General features: G+C 71.9%; 15 protein-coding genes. 9 read left to right on the forward strand and 6 right to left on the reverse strand.

What is annotated here, in order from left to right:
• Positions 1-225: 225 nt before the first annotated feature.
• Positions 226-2,247, reverse strand: coding sequence for a bifunctional aldolase/short-chain dehydrogenase (locus ABD339_RS16635; protein ID WP_344567038.1), 2,022 nt, complete (start codon positions 2,245-2,247; stop codon positions 226-228).
• Positions 2,248-2,345: 98 nt separating this feature from the next.
• Entirely contained in the window at positions 2,346-3,557 is a 1,212-nt protein-coding gene (gene rhaI, locus ABD339_RS16640) for an L-rhamnose isomerase (RefSeq protein ID WP_344566788.1), read from the reverse strand.
• A gap of 556 nt (positions 3,558-4,113) precedes the next feature.
• Between rhaI and ABD339_RS16645 the strand changes: the two genes are divergently transcribed.
• The 5 genes from ABD339_RS16645 to ABD339_RS16665 all read left to right on the forward strand — a co-directional run bounded on the left by ABD339_RS16645 (position 4,114) and on the right by ABD339_RS16665 (position 9,999).
• Positions 4,114-5,652 carry a sugar ABC transporter ATP-binding protein gene (locus ABD339_RS16645; RefSeq protein ID WP_344566792.1) on the forward strand — a complete coding sequence of 513 codons (1,539 nt, stop codon included), beginning with the start codon at positions 4,114-4,116 and terminating at the stop codon, positions 5,650-5,652.
• Between the two features lie 71 nt (positions 5,653-5,723).
• On the forward strand, positions 5,724-6,698 hold the full coding sequence (locus ABD339_RS16650) for an ABC transporter permease (RefSeq protein WP_425576018.1): 975 nt from the start codon (positions 5,724-5,726) through the stop codon (positions 6,696-6,698).
• Positions 6,695-7,729: an ABC transporter permease gene (locus ABD339_RS16655; protein ID WP_344566794.1), complete on the forward strand. Its 1,035-nt coding sequence runs from the start codon at positions 6,695-6,697 to the stop codon at positions 7,727-7,729. Before ABD339_RS16650 ends, ABD339_RS16655 begins: the two co-directional genes overlap by 4 nt.
• A gap of 93 nt (positions 7,730-7,822) precedes the next feature.
• Complete coding sequence (gene rhaS / locus ABD339_RS16660; protein ID WP_425576013.1) at positions 7,823-8,911, forward strand: rhamnose ABC transporter substrate-binding protein; 1,089 nt, start codon at positions 7,823-7,825, stop codon at positions 8,909-8,911.
• A 68-nt stretch (positions 8,912-8,979) separates the two neighbouring features.
• A complete protein-coding gene (locus ABD339_RS16665) occupies positions 8,980-9,999 on the forward strand; it encodes a LacI family DNA-binding transcriptional regulator (RefSeq protein WP_344566797.1) in 1,020 nt (339 codons plus the stop codon).
• A 95-nt stretch (positions 10,000-10,094) separates the two neighbouring features.
• Here the strand turns inward: ABD339_RS16665 and ABD339_RS16670 are convergent, their stop codons facing one another.
• Complete coding sequence (locus ABD339_RS16670) at positions 10,095-11,318, reverse strand: NAD(P)-binding domain-containing protein (protein WP_344567041.1); 1,224 nt, start codon at positions 11,316-11,318, stop codon at positions 10,095-10,097.
• 71 nt (positions 11,319-11,389) lie between these two features.
• Here ABD339_RS16670 and ABD339_RS16675 point away from each other — a divergent pair, with 71 nt between their 5' ends.
• Positions 11,390-11,812, forward strand: coding sequence for a secondary thiamine-phosphate synthase enzyme YjbQ (locus tag ABD339_RS16675; RefSeq protein WP_344566798.1), 423 nt, complete (start codon positions 11,390-11,392; stop codon positions 11,810-11,812).
• Between the two features lie 144 nt (positions 11,813-11,956).
• On the opposite strand, the gene ABD339_RS16680 is transcribed toward ABD339_RS16675, so the two are convergent.
• On the reverse strand, positions 11,957-13,399 hold the full coding sequence (locus ABD339_RS16680; protein ID WP_344566799.1) for a sensor histidine kinase: 1,443 nt from the start codon (positions 13,397-13,399) through the stop codon (positions 11,957-11,959).
• Positions 13,396-14,172, reverse strand: coding sequence for a response regulator transcription factor (locus ABD339_RS16685; protein ID WP_344566801.1), 777 nt, complete (start codon positions 14,170-14,172; stop codon positions 13,396-13,398). Before ABD339_RS16685 ends, ABD339_RS16680 begins: the two co-directional genes overlap by 4 nt.
• A gap of 174 nt (positions 14,173-14,346) precedes the next feature.
• Here ABD339_RS16685 and ABD339_RS16690 point away from each other — a divergent pair, with 174 nt between their 5' ends.
• Genes ABD339_RS16690 through ABD339_RS16700 form a run of 3 tightly spaced genes read left to right on the forward strand, consistent with a single transcriptional unit; the run spans position 14,347 to position 16,989 of the window.
• On the forward strand, positions 14,347-15,723 hold the full coding sequence (locus ABD339_RS16690) for a ferredoxin reductase family protein (protein ID WP_344567043.1): 1,377 nt from the start codon (positions 14,347-14,349) through the stop codon (positions 15,721-15,723).
• Between the two features lie 56 nt (positions 15,724-15,779).
• Positions 15,780-16,211, forward strand: coding sequence for an FMN-binding protein (locus ABD339_RS16695; RefSeq protein WP_344566803.1), 432 nt, complete (start codon positions 15,780-15,782; stop codon positions 16,209-16,211).
• Positions 16,204-16,989 (forward strand): FAD:protein FMN transferase, encoded by a 786-nt coding sequence (locus ABD339_RS16700; protein ID WP_344566805.1) that lies wholly within the window; start codon positions 16,204-16,206, stop codon positions 16,987-16,989. Before ABD339_RS16695 ends, ABD339_RS16700 begins: the two co-directional genes overlap by 8 nt.
• 141 nt (positions 16,990-17,130) lie before the next feature.
• Here the strand turns inward: ABD339_RS16700 and ABD339_RS16705 are convergent, their stop codons facing one another.
• Complete coding sequence (locus ABD339_RS16705; protein ID WP_344566807.1) at positions 17,131-18,402, reverse strand: APC family permease; 1,272 nt, start codon at positions 18,400-18,402, stop codon at positions 17,131-17,133.
• Positions 18,403-18,585: the final 183 nt, after the last annotated feature.

Raw genomic sequence — 18,585 nt, forward strand, 5'->3', positions numbered from 1 at the left:
ACCTCATGTCGTGCGGAGGGGACGGTGGGTGGCGGACCGGACGGAGGCGGACGGGGCCGACGGCGAAGGGCCAGGGGCGAGGGGCGGGCGGCCGGACGCGACATCGTGCGGGACGGTCATCCGCGGACCTCCGGTGACGAGCCCGATGTAGCCGGCGGCGGGCGGCACGACGGCTCGGCCCGCCGCCGGAGCGCGGCGGCGTGACGGTGTGACACGGTGCGCGCTTCAGCGCAGGAAGGCCGCCGCCACGCCCGCGTCCACCGGGATGTGCAGCCCGGTCGTGTGGCTGAGGTCCCCGCCGGTCAGGGCGAAGACCGCATTGGCGACATGCTCCGGCAGCACCTCACGCCCCAGCAGGGTCCGCCGCGCGTAGAACTGTCCCAGCTCCTCCTCCGGTACGCCATAGACGGCGGCACGCTGGGCGCCCCAGCCGCCCGCGAAGATCCCCGAACCGCGCACGACGCCATCCGGATTGACCCCGTTGACCCGGATACCCGACGCGCCCAGCTCCGCCGCCAGCAGCCGCACCTGATGGGCCTGGTCGGCCTTCGCGGCGCCGTAGGCCACATTGTTGGGCCCGGCGAACACGCCGTTCTTGGAGGCGATGTAGACCAGATCCCCGCCCATGCCCTGTTCGCCCATCACCCTGGCCGCCTCGCGTGAGACGAGGAAGGAGCCCCGGGCCATGATCGAGTGCTGCCGGTCCCAGTCCTCGGCCGTGGTCTCCGCGAGCGGCTTGGAGATCGAGATCCCCGCGTTGTTGACCACCAGGTCCACCCCGCCGAAGGCCAGCACGGCCGCCCGGAAGGCCGCCGCGATCTGCTCCTCGCTGGTGACATCCACCGCCACGGCGACGGCGCGGTCGGGCCCGCCCAGTTCCTCGGCGACCTTCCGTGCGCTGTCCTCGTCCACATCGGCGACGACCACGCAGGCGCCCTCAGCGGCCAGCCGCCGCGCGATCGCTCTGCCGATCCCCGACCCCGCGCCCGTGACCAGTGCGATCCGGGTGGCCAGCGGCTTGGGAGCGGGCATCCGGCGCAGCTTGGCCTCCTCCAGCTCCCAGTATTCGATGCGGAACTTCTCCGACTCCTCGATCGGCGCGTACGAGGAGACGGACTCGGCGCCCCGCATGACCCGGATCGCGTTGCGGTAGAACTCGCCGGCCACCCGCGCGGTCTGCTTGTCCTTGCCGAAACTGAACATGCCCACCCCCGGCACCAGCACGACCGCCGGATCGGCCCCGCGCATCGGTGGGGAGGAGGCGTCCGCGTGCCGCTCGTAGTAGGCCCGGTAGTCCGCGCGGTACTCCTCGTGCAGCTCCCGCAGCCGGGCCACCGCCTCCTCCAGCGGGGCGCGCGCGGGCAGGTCGAGGACCAGCGGCCGGACCTTCGTGCGCAGGAAGTGGTCGGGGCAGGAGGTGCCCAGCGCGGCCAGTCGGGGGTGCGCTTCGCGCGAGAGGAACTCCAGCACCTCCGGCGCGTCCTCCCAGTGCCCGACCTGCGCCCGGTCGCGTGAGACGAGACCGCGCACCAGGGGGGCCAGCGCGGCGGCCCGCTCCCGGCGCTCGTCCTCGGCCAGCGGTCCGAATCCCTCGCGCGGCGGCCCGAACGGCTCGGCGGCGCCCCGCTCCTGGAGGAAGCGCTCGGCGGTCCGGATGATGTGCAGCGAGTTGTCTTCGCACTCCTCGCCGCTCTCGCCCCATGCGGTGATGCCGTGGCCGCCCAGCACGCAGCCGATCGCCTCCGGACGGGCCTCGCGCACCGCCGCTATGTCCAGGCCGAGCTGGAAGCCGGGGCGCCGCCAGGGGACCCACGCGACCCGGTCGCCGAAGCACTCCCTGGTGAGTTCCTCCCCGTCGGCCGCGCAGGCGAGCGCGATGCCCGAGTCGGGGTGCAGATGGTCCACGTGCGCGACCGGGAGCAGGCCGTGCATCGCGGTGTCGATGGACGGCGCGGCCCCGCCCTTGCCGTGCAGGCAGTAGTCGAAGGCGGCCACCATCTCATCCTCGCGCCCGACACCCGGATACACGCCGGTCAAGGCGCGCAGCCGGTCGAGGCGCAGCGCGGCCAGCCCCTCGGGCCGGAGGGTGCCCAGGTCGCCGCCCGAGCCCTTGACCCACATCAGATCGACGCTCTCACCCGTGACAGGGTCGGTCGCCGTGCCCTTGGCGGAGGTGTTGCCGCCCGCGTAGTTGGTGTTGCGCGGATCGGCCCCCAGCCGGTGCGAGCGCGCCAGCAGCGCCGCCACCTCGGGATGCTCTCCCGCCTCCCGCGCGCCGTCCTCCCGGCGCCCCGCTGCGCCGCCCTGCGCGCTGCCGCGCCCGCCACTTCGCTGATCCGGCACGCTCACGCTCCCCACCCCGCCTGCTGCCCTCCGACCCGCTCGCGCACGACCGTCTCCGCCCATCCGGATGCCGCGTATGCCGCCATGGGATCGGCGTCGGCGCCCCACTCCTCGCGCACCTCGGCCAGCAGCGGCCGTACGTCCGTGTGGTACGCGTCCATGAGCACGCCGTTGGCTCCCAGCACGTCGCCCGCCCGCTGGGCCTCGGCCAGCGCCTCGCGGTCCACCAGCAGGGCTTTGGCCGTGGCCTCCTGGACGTTCATCACCGACCGGATGATGGCCGGAATCTTGGGTTCGATGTTGTGGCACTGGTCGAGCATGAAGGCGATACCCGGGCCTTCGTCACTCTGCGCGGCTCTCTCCGGTGTGCCGTCGAGGCCGCCGCCCGCGCGCACCTCGTACAGGATCCGGAAGAGCTGGAAGGGGTCGGCCGCACCGGCCATCAGGTCGTCGTCGGCGTAGAAGCGGGAGTTGAAGTCGAACGCGCCCAGCTTCCCCTCGCGCAGCAGGAACGCGGCGATGAACTCGATGTTGGTGCCCGGCGCGTGGTGGCCGGTATCCACGCATACCCGGGCCTTGGGGCCCAGCTTGAGGCAGTGCGCGTACGACGTGCCCCAGTCGGGGACGTCCGTCGCGTAGAAGGCGGGCTCGAACAGCTTGTACTCCAGTACCAGGCGCTGGCCGGATCCCAGCCGCTCATAGACGGCCCACAGCGCCTCCGCGAGCCGGTCCTGCCGGGCGCGCAGGTCGTCCTGGCCGGGGTAGTTGGTGCCGTCGGAGAACCACAGCTTCAGATCGCGGGAGCCGGTCGCGTCCATGATGTCCACGCACTCCATGAGGTGGTCCAGCGCCTTGCGCCGCACCGCCGGGTCGGGGTTGGTGACCGAGCCCAGCTTGTAGTCGTCCTCCTGGAAGACGTTGGCGTTCACGGTGCCCAGCCGCAGCCCGCGCTCTTGGGCGTAGGACGCCAGCGCGGCGTAGGCGCCGGCCCCTTCGACGCGGTCCCAGGGGATGTGCAGCGCGACGGTGGGTGCCGCCCCGGTGTGCCGGTGCACCCGGGCGGCGTCGTCCAGCTTCTCCCGCACGGTGCGGGGCACTCCGGCCTGGGCGAACACCTTGAAGCGGGTACCGGAATTCCCGTACGCCCACGACGGCGTCTCGATCCGCTGTTCGCTGAGTGCGGACTTCACGGCCGCGAGGTTCTGCTCTGGCATACGGCTCCTCGAACTCAGGGGGCTGACCAGGTCTGACATGAGACTCGGACGGATAAGTGAGAAAAGGCGCCGAAGCGGTCATGAAACGATTCAAGGCCGGGATCCGGGGCGAAACTAAGCCGGGGCCGCCACAGGCGTCAAGAGGTCGTGGGGGAGCGGGTGTTGACTTCCGCCGGGGGAGGCGCGCTCGCGTCGGTTGCGGTCACGGTTGCAGCCGCCCTCGCGCCGGTCGCGCTCGCGGTCGCGCCGACGGTGGTGGCCGCACGGGCGCTGGCTCTCGCGCCTGGCCGTGGCTGTGCCGATCAAGCGGCGGCTGCTGATCACGGTCGCCTCCCGGGCCGGAACCTGAAAACGATTCAGCCCCCCGGCACCCGGAACGAAGAGGCGTTGGACGTGAGAGGGCAAGAGCCTTGAAAACACTGGCATTTACCTGCCCTTACCCGCCTCGCACCCTCTTGACTGCCCTCGGACACAAAGCTAGCTTCCCCTCCACTGTCTTGAAACATTTCATTTCTGAACCTCAGTCAGTTCGCCTGCTGAGCACTGGAGGAGCAGCATGAGCAAGACCGCACCGGCCGGCGGAAGCCCCGTGCCGGTCCTCGCGCTGGAGGGGGTGAACAAGTCCTTCGGCAGCGTGCGCGCGCTGCGCGGTGTCGGCCTGGAGCTGTACGCCGGAGAGGCGCACGCGCTGGCCGGGGAGAACGGGGCGGGCAAGTCCACACTGATCAAGATCCTGGCAGGAGTGCACGCGCCCGACACCGGCACCGTCCTGCTCGACGGAGCACCGGCAGCCTTCGACGGCCCCGCCGACGCGCGTGACGCGGGCATCGCCGTCATCTACCAGGAACCCACGCTCTTCGGCGACCTGTCCATCGCCGAGAACATCTTCATGGGCCGTCAGCCCCGGCGCGCTCTCGGCCGCATCGACCACGCCGCCGTGCGGCGGGCCACGGCCGCGCTGATGGACCGGCTCGGTGTCGATCTCGATCCCGACCGTGCGGCGCGCGGGCTGTCCATAGCCGACCAGCAGATCGTCGAGATCGCCAAAGCGCTCTCCTTCGAAGCCCGTGTGCTGATCATGGACGAGCCGACCGCCGCCCTCACCGGGACCGAGACCGCGCGCCTGTTCTCCGTGGTTGAGGCGCTGCGTGCCGAGGGGGCGGCGGTGCTGTTCATCTCCCACCGCCTCGGCGAGATCTTCGAACTGTGCCAGCGTGTCACCACCTTGCGCGACGGCCGGCTCGTCGCCTCCGAGCCACTCGACTCGCTCACCGAGGACGATCTCGTGCGCCGCATGGTCGGCCGCGACCTGGGCGAGCTGTACCCCAAGCAGGAGGCGCGCACCGGCGAGATCGCGCTCAGCGTGCACCGCCTCACCCGCGAAGGCGTCTTCCGCGATGTCTCCTTCGAGGTGCGCCGAGGCGAGATCGTCGCCCTGGCCGGCCTGGTCGGCGCAGGGCGCAGCGAGGTCGCCCAGGCCGTCTTCGGCGTCGAGCGGCCCGACGCGGGCGAGGTGCACGTCGGCGGCACCGCGCTGCGACCCGGCTCGCCCACCGCCGCCATGCGCGCCGGACTCGCCCTCGTACCCGAGGACCGCAGACAGCGCGGACTGGTCATGGAAGCCTCCATCGAGCGCAACATCGGCCTCACCGGACTCGGTGACCTCGGCAGCGCCGGACTCGTGCGCCGCGCCAGGGAACGGGCCCGCGCCTCGGACTGGGCACTGAAGCTGCGCCTGAAGTACGACCGGCTCTCCGACTCCGCCGGCGTCCTCTCAGGCGGCAACCAGCAAAAGGTCGTTCTCGCCAAGTGGCTGGCCACCGACCCCGCCGTCCTCATCGTCGATGAGCCCACCCGCGGCATCGACGTCGGAACCAAGGCCGAGGTGCACCGGCTGCTCTCCTCGCTGGCCGCCGATGGCCTCGCCGTCTTGATGATCTCCTCCGACCTGCCCGAGGTGCTCGGCATGGCCGACCGCGTCCTGGTCATGCACGAGGGCCGGCTGGTCACCGAGATACCCCGTGAGAGCGCCGACGAGGAGACCGTCATGTCCGCCGCGGCCGGCCGTACCCGACCGGAGGGGAAGGCCGAGTGAGCGCCCGCGTGAAGGAAGCCGCGCGTCCGGCCGCCACGGCCCGTCCCGAACCCGGGCCGCCGCGCCGCTCGGTGGCCGAGACCGTGCTGCGCGTACGGGAGTTCAGCATCGGCGGCGCCCTGGTGCTGCTGATCCTCGCCACCTGGCTGGTCAACCCCTCCTTCCTCGACGACCAGGGCATCAAGGACCTGCTGCTCAACTCCTCCATACTGGTGCTGCTCGCCACCGGCCAGTCCGTCGTCGTCCTCACCCGCAACATCGACCTGTCCGTCGGCTCCGTGGTCGGGCTCACCGCGTTCGCCTGCGGATCCTTCGTCTCGGGCACCGACCGCGGTCCGGTGACCGTCATCCTGCTCGGCATCGCCCTGGGCACCGCCTGCGGGCTGGTCAGCGGGGCCCTCGTCAGCTTCGGACGGGTGCCCGCGCTGGTGGTCACCCTCGGCATGCTCTACGTCATCCAGGGCCTCGACCACGCCTGGGCACACGGCGAGCAGATCAACGCCACCGACGTGCCCGACGGCGTACTGACCCTCGGCAGCGGCAGCGTCCTGGGCGTTCCCTACCTGCCCATCCTCTCCGCACTGGTGCTGGCGGGCACCGCGTACTACCTGCGCGCCTACCGCGGCGGCCGGGAGCTGTACGCCATCGGCTCCAACCCCGAGGCCGCGCGGCTGGCCGGAATCCCCATCCGCCGCAGGGTGCTGTCCGCCTACGCCTTCTCCGGCGCCGTCGCCGGCCTCGCGGGGGCCTTGTGGCTGGCCCGCTTCGGCACGGTCGTGGCGGACGCGGCCAACGGCTGGGAGCTGACCGTCCTCAGCGCCGTCGTCGTCGGCGGCATCGCCATCACCGGCGGCGTCGGCACCGTCTGGGGAGCCGCCCTCGGCGCGCTGCTGCTCACCACCATCGGCAGCGCCCTGGTCGTGCTGAAGGTCAGCTCCTTCTGGGAACAGGCGATCACCGGCGCGCTGCTGCTCGCCGCCATCAGCACCGACCGCGTCGTACGAAGCCGCAGCACGCGGGCGCTCAGGAAGAGGAGAAGGCAGTGAACGCACCCCCCGCCACCCCCGCTGCCCGGCCCCGCGAGGCCCGCCGCGGACCCGGACGCTTTCTGCGCTGGGACACGGCCGTAGGCGCCCTCCTGGTGGCCGCCTTCCTCGTCGGCACCGGCACCACGGACGGCTTCTCCGACACGGCGAACCTGTCGGCCGCGCTCAACGACACCGCCGAAATCGCGCTGATCGCCCTGCCGATGACGCTTCTGGTCGTCGCCGGACAGGTGGACTTGTCGGTCGCCTCCATGCTCGGCCTCTCCAGTGCGCTGGCCGGCTCGCTGTGGGACGCGGGCTGGACGTTCGAGACGCTCGTACCCGTCTGCCTGCTGGTGGGGCTGCTCGGCGGCCTGCTCAACGGCTGGCTCGTCACCCGTGTGGGGCTGCCCTCGCTCGCCGTCACCATCGGCACCCTGACCCTCTACCGGGGGCTGGCCTCGGTCGTCCTGGGCAACAAGGCCGTCGCCGACTTCCCCGAGTCCTACGCCCGGTGGGCGGGCAACACCGAGACCGTGCCGGGCACCTTCGTGCCGTACCCGATCGCACTGTTCGCCCTCCTGGCGGTCCTCGCCGCCGTCGTGCTGCACTGCACCGGCTTCGGCCGGGCGCTGTTCGCCGTCGGGGCGCAGGAGGACGCCGCCTGGTTCGCCGGGATACGGGTCAAGAGGATCAAGCTCATCCTGTTCGCGGTCAGCGGCTTCGTCGCCTCGTTCGCCGGAATCGTCTACACCCTGCGCTACGGCAGCGCCCGCGCCGACAACGGTCTCGGACTGGAACTGGCCGTCGTCGCCGCCGTGTTGCTGGGCGGGATCGACTTCGACGGCGGCCGGGGCACGCTGGGCGGCGCCGTCGCGGGCGTGCTGCTCATCGGAGTGCTGAACAACCTGCTCACCCTCAACGACGTGTCCCACGAGATCCAGGTGATCGTCACGGGTGTGCTGCTCATCGTCTCCGTGCTCACCCCCCGCGTCATCGCCGCATCGACCGCACGCCGGCACCGCAGACTCGCCGTCGGCGAAACCCCCTGACCCGCCCCGGTCGTCCCCGTCCCGGCTCACGACCGGCTCATGATCAGCACGCCCGCCGGTTCCCTCCGCACACCCACCCCGAAAGGTATGTCCATGCGACCGCACCACCGCTCACGCGTCCTCGCCGTCACGGCGACCGCCTGCGCCCTGACCGTCACACTGGCGGGCTGCTCGGGCACGACGAAGAGCGACTCCGAGGACGACGCCAAGAACGCCAAAAGCGGGGCGCAGGGGGCCAAGGCGGATCCCGACGCGCCGCTCGAGAAGGGCCTCAAGATCGCCTTCTTGCCCAAGCAGATCAACAACCCGTACTTCACGGTGGTGGACAAGGCGGGCATCAAGGCGGCGAAGGAGTTCGACGGCAAGGCCAAGGAGGTCGGCCCCTCCGACGCCAAGGCGTCCTCCCAGGTCAGCTACATCAACACGCTCACCCAGCAGCGCCAGAACGCCATCTTGCTGGCGGCCAACGACCCGAACGCGGTGTGCGGCCCGCTCAAGCAGGCGATGAAGCAGGACGTCAAGATCGTCTCCTTCGACTCCGACGCGGGCAAGGACTGCCGCCACGTCTTCGTCAACCAGGCCGGATCCGTGGAACTGGCCCGCAAGATGGTCAAGGACATGGCCGAACAGATCGACCACAAGGGCCAGTTCGCGATTCTGTCGGCGACGCAGAACGCCACGAACCAGAACACCTGGATAAAGATCATGAAGGACGAGCTGAAGAAGCCCGCCTACAAGGACATGAAGCTGGTCAAGACCGCCTACGGGGACGACGTGGACCAGAAGTCCTTCCAGGAGACCCAGGGGCTGATGAAGGCGTACCCCAAGCTCAAGGGCATCATCTCGCCCACCACCGTCGGACTGGCCGCCGCGGCCCGCTACGTCAGCGGCTCCTCCTACAAGGGCAAGGTCGCCCTCGGCGGCCTCGGCACCCCCAACCAGATGCGCAAGTACATCAAGGACGAGACCGTCGAGAAGTTCCTGCTGTGGGACGCGGAGAAGCTCGGCTATCTCGGCTCCTACGCCGCCGCCGCGCTCTCCTCCGGACAGATCACCGGCAAGCAGGGCGAGAAGTTCAGGGCGGGAAAGCTCGGGAACTATACGGTCGGCAAGGACGGCGAGGTTATTCTCGGACCCCCCACGGTCTTCGACAAGAAGAACATCGACGACTTCGACTTCTGAGTCGACCTACCCGGAGGGGCTGAGAAGACAGTGCCGCGCGTGCGACCGGAAGTGACCGGGGCTCTTCGGTGAGCCGGACGGTCGGCATCAAGGAGGTCGCACGCGCGGCCGGAGTCTCCGTCGGCACGGTCTCCAACGTCATCAACCGGCCCGGCATGGTGGCCGAGGAGACCCGCCTGCGGGTGCAGTCCGCCATCACCCGGCTCGGCTACGTGCGCAGCGAGTCGGCGCGGCACCTGCGCGCCGGGCACAGCCGCATCATCGCGCTGCTGGTGCTGGACATGGCCAACCCGTTCTTCGTGGACGTCGCCTCCGGCGCGGAACGCGCCGCGCGCGCCGCCGGGTTGGGGGTGATGCTGTGCAACAGCGCTCAGAGCCCCGCCGAAGAGGCCGAATACCTCGCCCTGTTCGCCGAACAGCGCGTACGTGGCGTCCTGATCACCCCGACCGACACCACGGGCCGCAACCTCGCGGCTCTCCAGCGGCACGGCATCCCCTTCGTCTCGGTGGACCGCGTGGTGCCCAGCGCACAGGGCTGCTCGGTCTCCGTCGATGACATCGAGGGAGCGGGCCTGGCCGTACGCCACCTCCTGGAGAGCGGGCACCGCGACCTCGCCTACATCAGCGGGCCCATGCAGCTCAGCCAGTGCCGCGACCGCCACGACGGAGCGATGCGGACGCTGCGGCAATGGGGCGCGGACGCCGAATTGCGGCACATCGAGGGCGAACGGATGGACGTCGCGGCGGGGCGCGACGCGGGCGCCCGGCTCCTGGGCATGTCTCCCCGCCCCACCGCCGTCTTCTGCGCCAACGACCTGATGGCCCTGGGCGTGCTCCAGGCCCTCTACGGCGCCGGGATCTCCGTCCCCGACGAGGTGGCGCTGGTCGGCTACGACGACATCGAGTTCGCCGCAGCCGCTGCCGTGCCCCTCACCTCGGTACGGCAGCCCGCCCACCGCATGGGCCGCGCGGCGGCGGACCTGCTCATCGACGAGACCGGCCAGGACGCGGCCCGTCACGCGCACCGGCGCATCGTCCTCCGGCCCGAACTGGTGGTCCGCGCCTCCAGCTTGCCGGGGAGAGCGTGAAGGGGCCGCGACGGCGGCGGGCTGGGGGCTGAACGACGGGCCCGGGTGAGCAGGGGGCCTACCGAGTGCGGCGGCGCCGTCCCGCATGCGGACGGTCAGGCGGCGACCGGCTGCGCGGTGCGCGGTTTGGACGGCCTGGACGGTGCGGCCGGTGCGGGTGCCTTCGACGCGGCCGGTGCGGGCTCCGCCCCCGCCGCTGCCGTCCCCGCCCGGACGGGCCGTGCGGCGGAGGGACCGTCCGCGAGCAGCGCCCGGATGTCCCGCACCGCCGACCTGCCCGCGCGGTTCGCGCCGATCGTGCTGGCCGAAGGCCCGTAACCGACCAGGTGTACGCGCGGGTCACGTACCGCGCGGGTGCCCTCCAGGCGGATACCGCCGCCCGGCTCGCGCAGCCGCAGGGGTGCGAGGTGACCGATGACGGGGCGGAAGCCCGTCGCCCACACGATCGTGTCGGCCCGCGCTCGGGTGCCGTCCGCCCACTCCACACCGTCCTCGGTGATCCGCGCGAACATCGGCAGCCGCTCCAGCACCCCCCGCTCGCGGGCACGCCGCATCTGCTCCGTCATCGGCAGACCGGTCACCGAGACGACGCTGCGCGGCGGCAGCCCCTCCCGCACCCGCTCCTCGACCATGGCGACGGCCGCACGCCCCCGCTCCTCGTCGAACGGCCCCTCCCGGAAGAGAGGCGGACGCCGGGTGACCCACACGGTGTCGCGCGCGACCTCGGCGATCTCCATCAGATGCTGTACGGCGGAGGTGCCCCCGCCGACCACGACCACCCGCTTGCCCTCGAACGCCGCCGAGCGCGGTCCCGGATACCGGGAGGTGTGCAACTGCCGCCCCCGGAAGATCTCCTGCCCGGGGACGCGCGGCCAGAACGGCCGGTCCCAGGTCCCCGTCGCGCTGATCACCGTACGGGTCGACCAGTCACCCTCCGAAGTCCGCACGAGCAGCCGCCCGCCCTCGCCCGCCCCGGCCGCGCCACCCCCGCTCGCGTCCCGCACCTCCCGCACGTCCACGGGGCGCCGCACGCGCAGCCCGAACGTGTGCTCATAGGCCGCGAAGTACGCGCCGATCACCTCCGAGGAGGGCCGCTGCGGATCCGCTCCCGTCAGCTCCATACCGGGCAGCGCGTGCATCCCGTGCACCCTGCCGTAGGTGAGGGTCGGCCACCGGAACTGCCAGGCGCCGCCCGGCTGCGGCGAGTGGTCGAGCACCACGAAGTCCTCACCAGGGACGAGCCCGGACCGCCGCAGGTGGTACGCGCTGGAGAGCCCCGCCTGCCCCGCGCCGATGACCACGGCCTCCACATCGTTCATATGTGTCAGAACCACACGGCCCTCCCGAACCTTCCCGCCCTCCCCGCACAGGCCCCGTCATCATGGAGACCATGACCGACGCACTGCGCACCCACGTCCTGGACGTCACCACTGGCTCGTCCGAAACCGTCCACGACCTCACGCGGGACTGCGAGGCGTTCCTCGCCGACGCGGCGAACGGCAAGGACGGGCTCCTCAACGTGTTCGTCCCGCACGCCACCGCCGGCATCGCCCTCCTGGAGACCGGCGCGGGCAGCGACGACGACCTGCTCGCCGCGCTGCGCGACCTGCTCCCCGCCGACAACCGCTGGCGACACCGCCACGGCACCCCCGGCCACGGCCGCGACCACGTCCTCCCCGCCCTCGTCCCGCCCCACGCGACCCTCCCCGTCCTCGCAGGCCGCCTGGAGCTGGGCACCTGGCAGTCGGTGTGCCTGGTCGATACGAACGTCGATAACGCGCGGCGGCAGGTGCGGCTGAGCTTCCTGGGCTGACTCAAGACCGCTCCGGGCGTGGCCGCCATATCTCCGTACTCTTCCTCGCCCGCACTTCACGGAGGAGGAGACGTATTCCTCCCCGGCACCGTGACCTGTCTCGTCGTGGCTCGTGGCCGGAAGCGTCGCCGGTGGCAGGCGGGGTCAGGTCCGTGATCCGGTCGGGAGGCGCACCCGGAAGCAGGTGCGGCCGGGGCGGCTGGTGACCGCCACATCGCCGTGGTGTGCGGTGACGACGGCTTCCACGATGGCCAGGCCGAGACCGGTGCTGCCGGCCGCGCGGCTGCGGCCGTGGTCACCGCGGGTGAAGCGCTGGAAGACGTCCGGCCGCAGGGCGTCGGGGATGCCGGGGCCGTTGTCGGTGACCGTCAGCTCCGCGCTGCCGGGCCGCGTGGTGAGGGCGACCGCGACCTGTGTACCGGCAGGTGTGTGCCGACGGGCGTTGCCCAGGAGGTTGGCGATGACCTGGTGGAGGCGGTGCTCGTCGCCTTCGACGAGGACGGGCTCGGGCGGCAGGTCCAGCAGCCAGCGGTGATCCTGTGCGACGACGCGGGCGTCATCGACGGCGTCCAGGACGAGGCGGGTGAGGTCCACCCGCTCCTGGCCCAATGGGCGGCCCGCGTCGAGCCGGGCGAGCAGGAGCAGGTCGTCGACGAGTCCGCTCATCCGCTGCGACTCGGATTGAACACGCTCAAGAGCGTGCTGTACTTCGGCCGGCAGCGGTCCCTCGTGGCGGAGGGCCAGCTCCGTGTGGGCACGGACGGTGGCGACGGGGGTGCGCAGCTCGTGGCTGGCGTCGGCGGCGAAGTGCCGCAGCCGCTCCTCGCTGGCGTGCCGTCTCTCCAGGGCGTCGCCGACGTGGCCGAGCATCCGGTTGAGGGCGCTCGCCACCTGTCCCACTTCCGTGTCGGGATCGCCCGCCGGCAGCGGAGGGGGCATGGCCACCTGACCGCTGGCCAGCGGCAGTCGCGTGACTTCCGTCGCGGTGGCGGCGACCCGCTCCAGCGGGCGCAGCGAGACCCGCACCCACAGGGCACCCGCGACCGCCGTCACCAGGAGCGCGGCGCCGAAGACCAGCGCCTCCACCCGCTCCAGCCGGTGGACGGTCTCCTCGACGGGACGCAGCGGAAGGCCGGTGACCAGGACGTCCTCGTCGTCACCCGCCACGGCGACGACGCGGTAGCGGCCCAGCGCGCTGAGCCGGACGGTGTGGCCGCTCTCGTCCACGGGTACGCCGGCGAGGCTGCGCCGGTCGGCCGGTGTCAGGTGAATGCCGGCCTGGCCGTCGTCCCGGACCACGGCGGCTTCGGTGGCCATGCCCCGCTTCAAGCGTGCGCCGAGGGTGCCCACGGACTGCCCCCGGGTGTCGGGGCGGCCGTCTTCGTCCGAGTTCTTCCCGTGCTCCAAACTGGCCGCGAACCTGCCTCCGGAGGCGGTCAACTGCTGGTCGAGCCGTCGGGCCAGGAAGCCCTCAAGGGCGATCACCGTGGTCACCCCCACTGCCAGGCACGCCGCCGCGAGCAGCACCACCAGCCCGACGATCAGACGGGCGCGCAGCGAGCGAGGCGGTCTCAGAGGGTGCCTCACCCGCACGGCGGTTCCCCGCCGGGCGCCGGCTCGGAGGCCGGCCCGCGATCTTGTTTGAGGACGTATCCCACACCCCGCACGGTGTGGATCAGCGGCGACCGCCCGGCGTCGATCTTCTTGCGCAGATAGCTGACGTACAGCTCGACGACGTGCGCCCGGCCGCCGAAGTCGTAGGACCACACCCGTTGCAGGATCTGGTCCTTGGACAGCACACGCCGGGGATTGCGCATGAGGTAGCGGAGCAGTTCGAACTCTGTCCGGGACAGCTCCACGATCTCGCCGCCCCGGCTCACCTCGCGGGCCTCCTCGTCCATCACCAGATCCGCGAACGCGAGCCGGTGGTCACCGGGCGCGTGCGTCATACCCGAGCGCCGCAGCAGTCCGCGCAGCCGCGCGAGCACCTCCTCCAGGCTGAACGGCTTGGTGACATAGTCGTCCCCGCCTGCCGTAATGCCCGCGATGCGGTCCTCCACCGCGTCCCGCGCGGTCAGGAACAGCACGCACACCCCGGGCGAGCGCTCCCGCAGGCCCCGCAGCACAGCCAGACCGTCGATGTCCGGCAGCATCCAGTCGAGCACCACCGCGTCGGGGCGGAAAGCGCCGCCCGCCTCCAGCGCCGAGGAGCCGTCAGCGGCCGTACGGACCTCGCAGCCCTCCGAGCGCAGGGCCGCGCCGAGGACGTCGGTGAGGTCGCGCTCGTCATCGACGACGAGGACCCGTACCGGGCTGCCATCGGGCCGGTTCAGAGCGGGGAGGGGGGTCAGATCGCGCATAGTCCCTCCAGCATCCCCCCGGAGCAGGCGCGGGACCGCCCGGCGGCCCTCTGAGTTTCCTCTGAATATCCGCGGAAGCCCTCCGTTCAGAAGGTTCTCAGAGCAACCCCGGCCACCCTCGGCCACACGGACAGCCCAGCCCGACCGAAGGAAGGAGGCGCCGTGACCGACCTCATGTACCGCCCGGGCGCTCCCGCCCGGCCGCCCGCCGGCAACCGGCACCGTCGGCCCGCGCCGCGCCGGACAGTCCTGCACGCGGTCCCACTGATCGCGCAGGTACTCATCTGGGGAGGGGCCGCCGGTGTCCTCGCGATGTGGTGGGCCGATACCGCCTCGGTCGTCGGCCCGGCGGGCTGGCTGACCGGAGCGGGCCGGATCGCCGGTCTGCTCGCCGGGTACGCCTGCGCCGTCCTGCTCGCCCTGATGGCGAGGATCCCGCTGCTGGACCGCGCCGTGGGCACCGACCGGCTGGCGCGCTGGCATGCCATGGGCGGTCGATACACGATCAGTCTCGTCCTCGTCCACACGCTGCTGATCCTGTGGGGTTACGCGCTGACAGGGCGGACCGGAGTGCTGAACGAGACCGCCACGGTGGTCCTGCACTATCCCGACATGCTCAAGGCCACCGCGGGGTTCGCGCTGTTCGTGCTCACCGCGGTCCTCTCGGCCCGTGCGGCCCGCCGCCGGGTCAGCTACGAGACGTGGCACTACCTGCACTTCGCCACCTACGCGGCGATCTTCCTGGCCTTCGGGCACCAGCTGGCGAACGGCGCGGACTTCGTAGGCCACCTGCCTGCCCAGGTCGCCTGGTACGCGCTGTACGGCACAGTCGCCGCGCTGCTGTGCTGGTACCGCTTCCTGAAACCGGTGCGGGCCGCCCGGCGACACCGGCTGCGGGTCGCCGAGGTCCGCCCAGAAGCCCCCGGAGTCGTCTCGGTGTACATGACCGGCGAACGCCTGGACGAGCTGCGCGCCCGCCCCGGGCAGTTCTTCCGGTGGCGCTTCCTCACACCAGGACTGTGGTGGAGCGCGAGCCCGTACTCCCTGTCGGCGCCCGCCGACGCCCGCTTCCTGCGCATCACGGTCAAGGGCGTCGGAAGGCACAGCGCCGCCCTCGCCCGGCTTTCTCCGGGCACCCGGGTATGGGCCGAAGGCCCCTACGGCGGCCTCACCCCGGACCGGGCCCGCGCGGGCAAGTCGCTGCTGCTCGCGGGCGGCGTCGGCATCACCCCGCTGCGAACCCTGTTCGAGCTGCTGCCGGGTGACACCGAGCTCATCTACTGGGCCCGCCGCCCGCAGGACCTCGCGCTGCGCAACGAACTCGACGCCGTCGCGGCAGCCCGTGGCGCCCGCGTCCACTACTCCGTCAGCCACCCGGGCGGCCACGCGCTGCCGCTGACCAGCCAGACCCTCACCGGGCAGGTCCCCGACATCGCCGAACGGGACGTCTACCTGTGCGGGCCGCCCGGCATGACCGAAGCGGCCACCAGCGCCCTGCGGGAGGCGGGCGTCCCACGCGGCCGTATCCATCACGAGTCCTTCGCCTTCTGAGACACGGCGGTCTTCCGCCGGAAAGAAACCGCGTCCCCGACCCCGAGGAGAGCATCATGCGCCGAGCCGCGGTCACCGCCTGCGCCACCGTCGCCGGCGTCGTCCTGCTCCTGTCGTTCAAGCCACACCACAACGCCCCGCCGGCGGTGACCGCCCCGCCATCGGGCGGCGGCAGCTCCGCCGGCGCCCCAGCGGGGGCGAGCGGCCAGCGGTCCGGCACCTACACCGGCTCCGTCATCGACACCCAGTACGGGCCCGTCCAGGTCGAGGCCACGCTCAAGGGCGGACGGCTGACCGCTGTCAAGGCCGTTCGCACCCCCTCCGAGAACAGCCGTGACAAGGCGATCGCCAAGGACGCGGTACCCCGCCTCACCCAGGAGGCACTGCATGCCCAGAACGCACAGATCGACGCCGTCTCAGGCGCCACCTACACCAGCGACGGCTACATCCGCTCCTTGCAGAGCGCGCTGGACCAGGCCCATGGCTGAGACCGCGCGGACCTCTCTGCCCGGCCCGGCGGACCAGCGGCCCGGAGTGCGGCACGCGGAACACGTCATGGGGACGGTCTTCTCCTTCGACCTCCGCGATCCGCTGACCCCGGACCTCGTCCGGGCGTTGCGCTCGGCCATCGACTGGCTCCACCACGTCGATGCGCTCTTCTCGACGTACCGGCCCGAGAGCGCCATCAGCCGTCTGGCCCGGGGCGCGACCACCCTCGACGAGGAGCCCGAGGTCGTCTCCGCGGTCCTCCGCGTGTGCGACGAGGCGGAGCGCCGCACCCGCGGCTGCTTCACCGCCCGTCCCGGCGGGCGGCTCGATCCCTCCGGGCTGGTCAAAGGATGGGCCGTCGAGGAAGCGTGCCGCATCCTCAGCGTCGGTGGTGCACGGAACCTGTACGTGAACGGTGGTGGCGACCTCCAGGTCAAAGGCGAGTCCGCCCCGGGCCGGCCATGGAACGTCGGCATCGCCGACCCCCGTCACCCGGGCCGGATACTCACCACCGTCGAAGGGCGGGACCTCGCCGTCGCCACTTCCGGTACGGCGGAACGCGGCAGCCACATCCTCGACCCCCGCACCGGTGCCCCGGCAACGCGACTTCTCTCGGCCACCGTTACCGGGCCCAGCCTGACCTGGGCCGATGTCTACGCCACCGCCGCGATGGTCCTGGGGCCCGACGCCACGGAATGGATCGCGGGGGTGGACGGATACGACCTGCTGACCGTTTCGCGTGACGAAGTGGTCCCGGGGGCACCCCACGGCTGTTGAACGCGCCCTGGTGTCCTGAGCGCGTGGGTGCCGAGCCGCTCACAGCATCGTCCTGGGAGAGCGGGTGCCCCGCAGCGTCCCCGACGATTGCCCCACTCGACCGGCGGTCCCGCCAGTCGCAGTGTCATTGACCGCCGTTCGTCAACCCCGCGCGACGATGAAACGGCGGACTCCGTAGGCGGTGGCGCCCAGGGCCAGGACCGCGGCCCCAGAGATCACCGAGAAGAGCGGCAGCGCAAAGGCGAGGACCAAACAGCCGGCCAGCCCCACGACAGAGATGATCCGGGCCGGACGGCCCTCGGCAGATGTGAGTGTGAAGGCGGAGGCGTTGGCGATGGCGTAGTAGACCAGCACGCCGAAGGACGAGAAACCGATCGCTCCGCGTACGTCCCCCAGCGCCACGAGCACCGCCACCACCAGGCCCACCAGCAGTTCGGCCCGGTGCGGCACCTTGAAGCGGGGGTGGACGGCAGCCAGCGCGTGCGGCAGGTGCCGGTCGCGGGCCATCGCCAGCGTCGTGCGGGAGACGCCCAGGATCAGCGCCAGCAGCGAGCCGAGCGCGGCCACCGCCGCGCCCGCGCGCACGACGGGCACCAGCCGGCCGGCGCCCGCGGCCCGGACCGCCTCCGACAGCGGCGCGTCGGCCTCCGCCAGCCCCTTCGGGCCCAGCACTGTCAAAACGGCGACGGCCACCACGACGTAGACGACCAGGGTGATGCCCAGCGCGAGCGGGATGGCGCGAGGGATGGTGCGCGCGGGGTCGCGGACCTCCTCGCCCAGGGTGGCGATACGCGCGTACCCGGCGAATGCGAAGAACAGCAGGCCCGCCGACTGGAGGACACCACCGGCGGCGGCGTCCGAGCCCACGGCCAGCCGGGCCGCATCCGCAGTGCCTGAAGTGAGGGAAGCCACCACCACGGCGGCCAGCACGGCCAGGACCACAGCGACGATGACGCGGGTGAGCCGGACCGACTTCCGCACACCGGCATAGTTGACCGCGGTCAGGGCCACCACCGCGGCCACCGCGACAGCGTGCGTCTGCGCGGGCCAGGCGTAGGAGCCAACGGTGAGCGCCATCGCCGCGCAGGAGGCGGTCTTGCCGACCACGAACCCCCACCCGGCCAGGTAGCCCCAGAAGTCACCGAGGCGTTCACGCCCGTAGACATAGGTGCCGCCGGAGGCCGGGTAGCGGGCCGCGAGCCGCGCGGAGGAGGTGGCGTTGCAGTAAGCGACCACAGCTGCCAGCGCCAGACCGATCGGCAGCCCCGAACCGGCGGCGTGCGCGGCCGGGGCCAGGGCCGCGAAGATCCCCGCGCCGATCATCGACCCCAGTCCGATCACCACCGCGTCGGACACCCCGAGCCGCCGGCGCAGTTCGTCCGGCACCCCGGCGGCAGTCGCTGGCTCGCTCATGGCCCACTCCCTCGGCGGCACAGCCGCGCCTCACGGACTCCGGTATCGGGAGACGTTACGGGAGCGGGGCCGGACCGCCGGCTGCAACTCCGGGCCGCGAGTGCGCGACGGTGCCATTCTCCAGCCGTTCCTCGGACAGCTCTGCGGCATTTACGGCCGAACAAGAATCTGGTTCGGCCGATC

This window comes from Streptomyces axinellae (assembly GCF_039532135.1).
Classification (GTDB): domain Bacteria; phylum Actinomycetota; class Actinomycetes; order Streptomycetales; family Streptomycetaceae; genus Streptomyces; species Streptomyces axinellae.

Bases quoted from the DNA above. Each gene is read 5' to 3' on its own strand.
- ABD339_RS16695 (WP_344566803.1), top strand. From the start codon at position 15,780: ATGCGCCGAGCCGCGGTCACCGCCTGCGCCACCGTCGCCGGCGTCGTC.
- ABD339_RS16645 (WP_344566792.1), top strand. From the start codon at position 4,114: ATGAGCAAGACCGCACCGGCCGGCGGAAGCCCCGTGCCGGTCCTCGCG.
- ABD339_RS16700 (WP_344566805.1), top strand. From the start codon at position 16,204: ATGGCTGAGACCGCGCGGACCTCTCTGCCCGGCCCGGCGGACCAGCGG.
- ABD339_RS16675 (WP_344566798.1), top strand. From the start codon at position 11,390: ATGACCGACGCACTGCGCACCCACGTCCTGGACGTCACCACTGGCTCG.
- ABD339_RS16685 (WP_344566801.1), bottom strand. From the start codon at position 14,172: ATGCGCGATCTGACCCCCCTCCCCGCTCTGAACCGGCCCGATGGCAGC.
- rhaI (WP_344566788.1), bottom strand. From the start codon at position 3,557: ATGCCAGAGCAGAACCTCGCGGCCGTGAAGTCCGCACTCAGCGAACAG.
- ABD339_RS16705 (WP_344566807.1), bottom strand. From the start codon at position 18,402: ATGAGCGAGCCAGCGACTGCCGCCGGGGTGCCGGACGAACTGCGCCGG.
- ABD339_RS16690 (WP_344567043.1), top strand. From the start codon at position 14,347: ATGTACCGCCCGGGCGCTCCCGCCCGGCCGCCCGCCGGCAACCGGCAC.
- ABD339_RS16670 (WP_344567041.1), bottom strand. From the start codon at position 11,318: ATGAACGATGTGGAGGCCGTGGTCATCGGCGCGGGGCAGGCGGGGCTC.
- rhaS (WP_425576013.1), top strand. From the start codon at position 7,823: ATGCGACCGCACCACCGCTCACGCGTCCTCGCCGTCACGGCGACCGCC.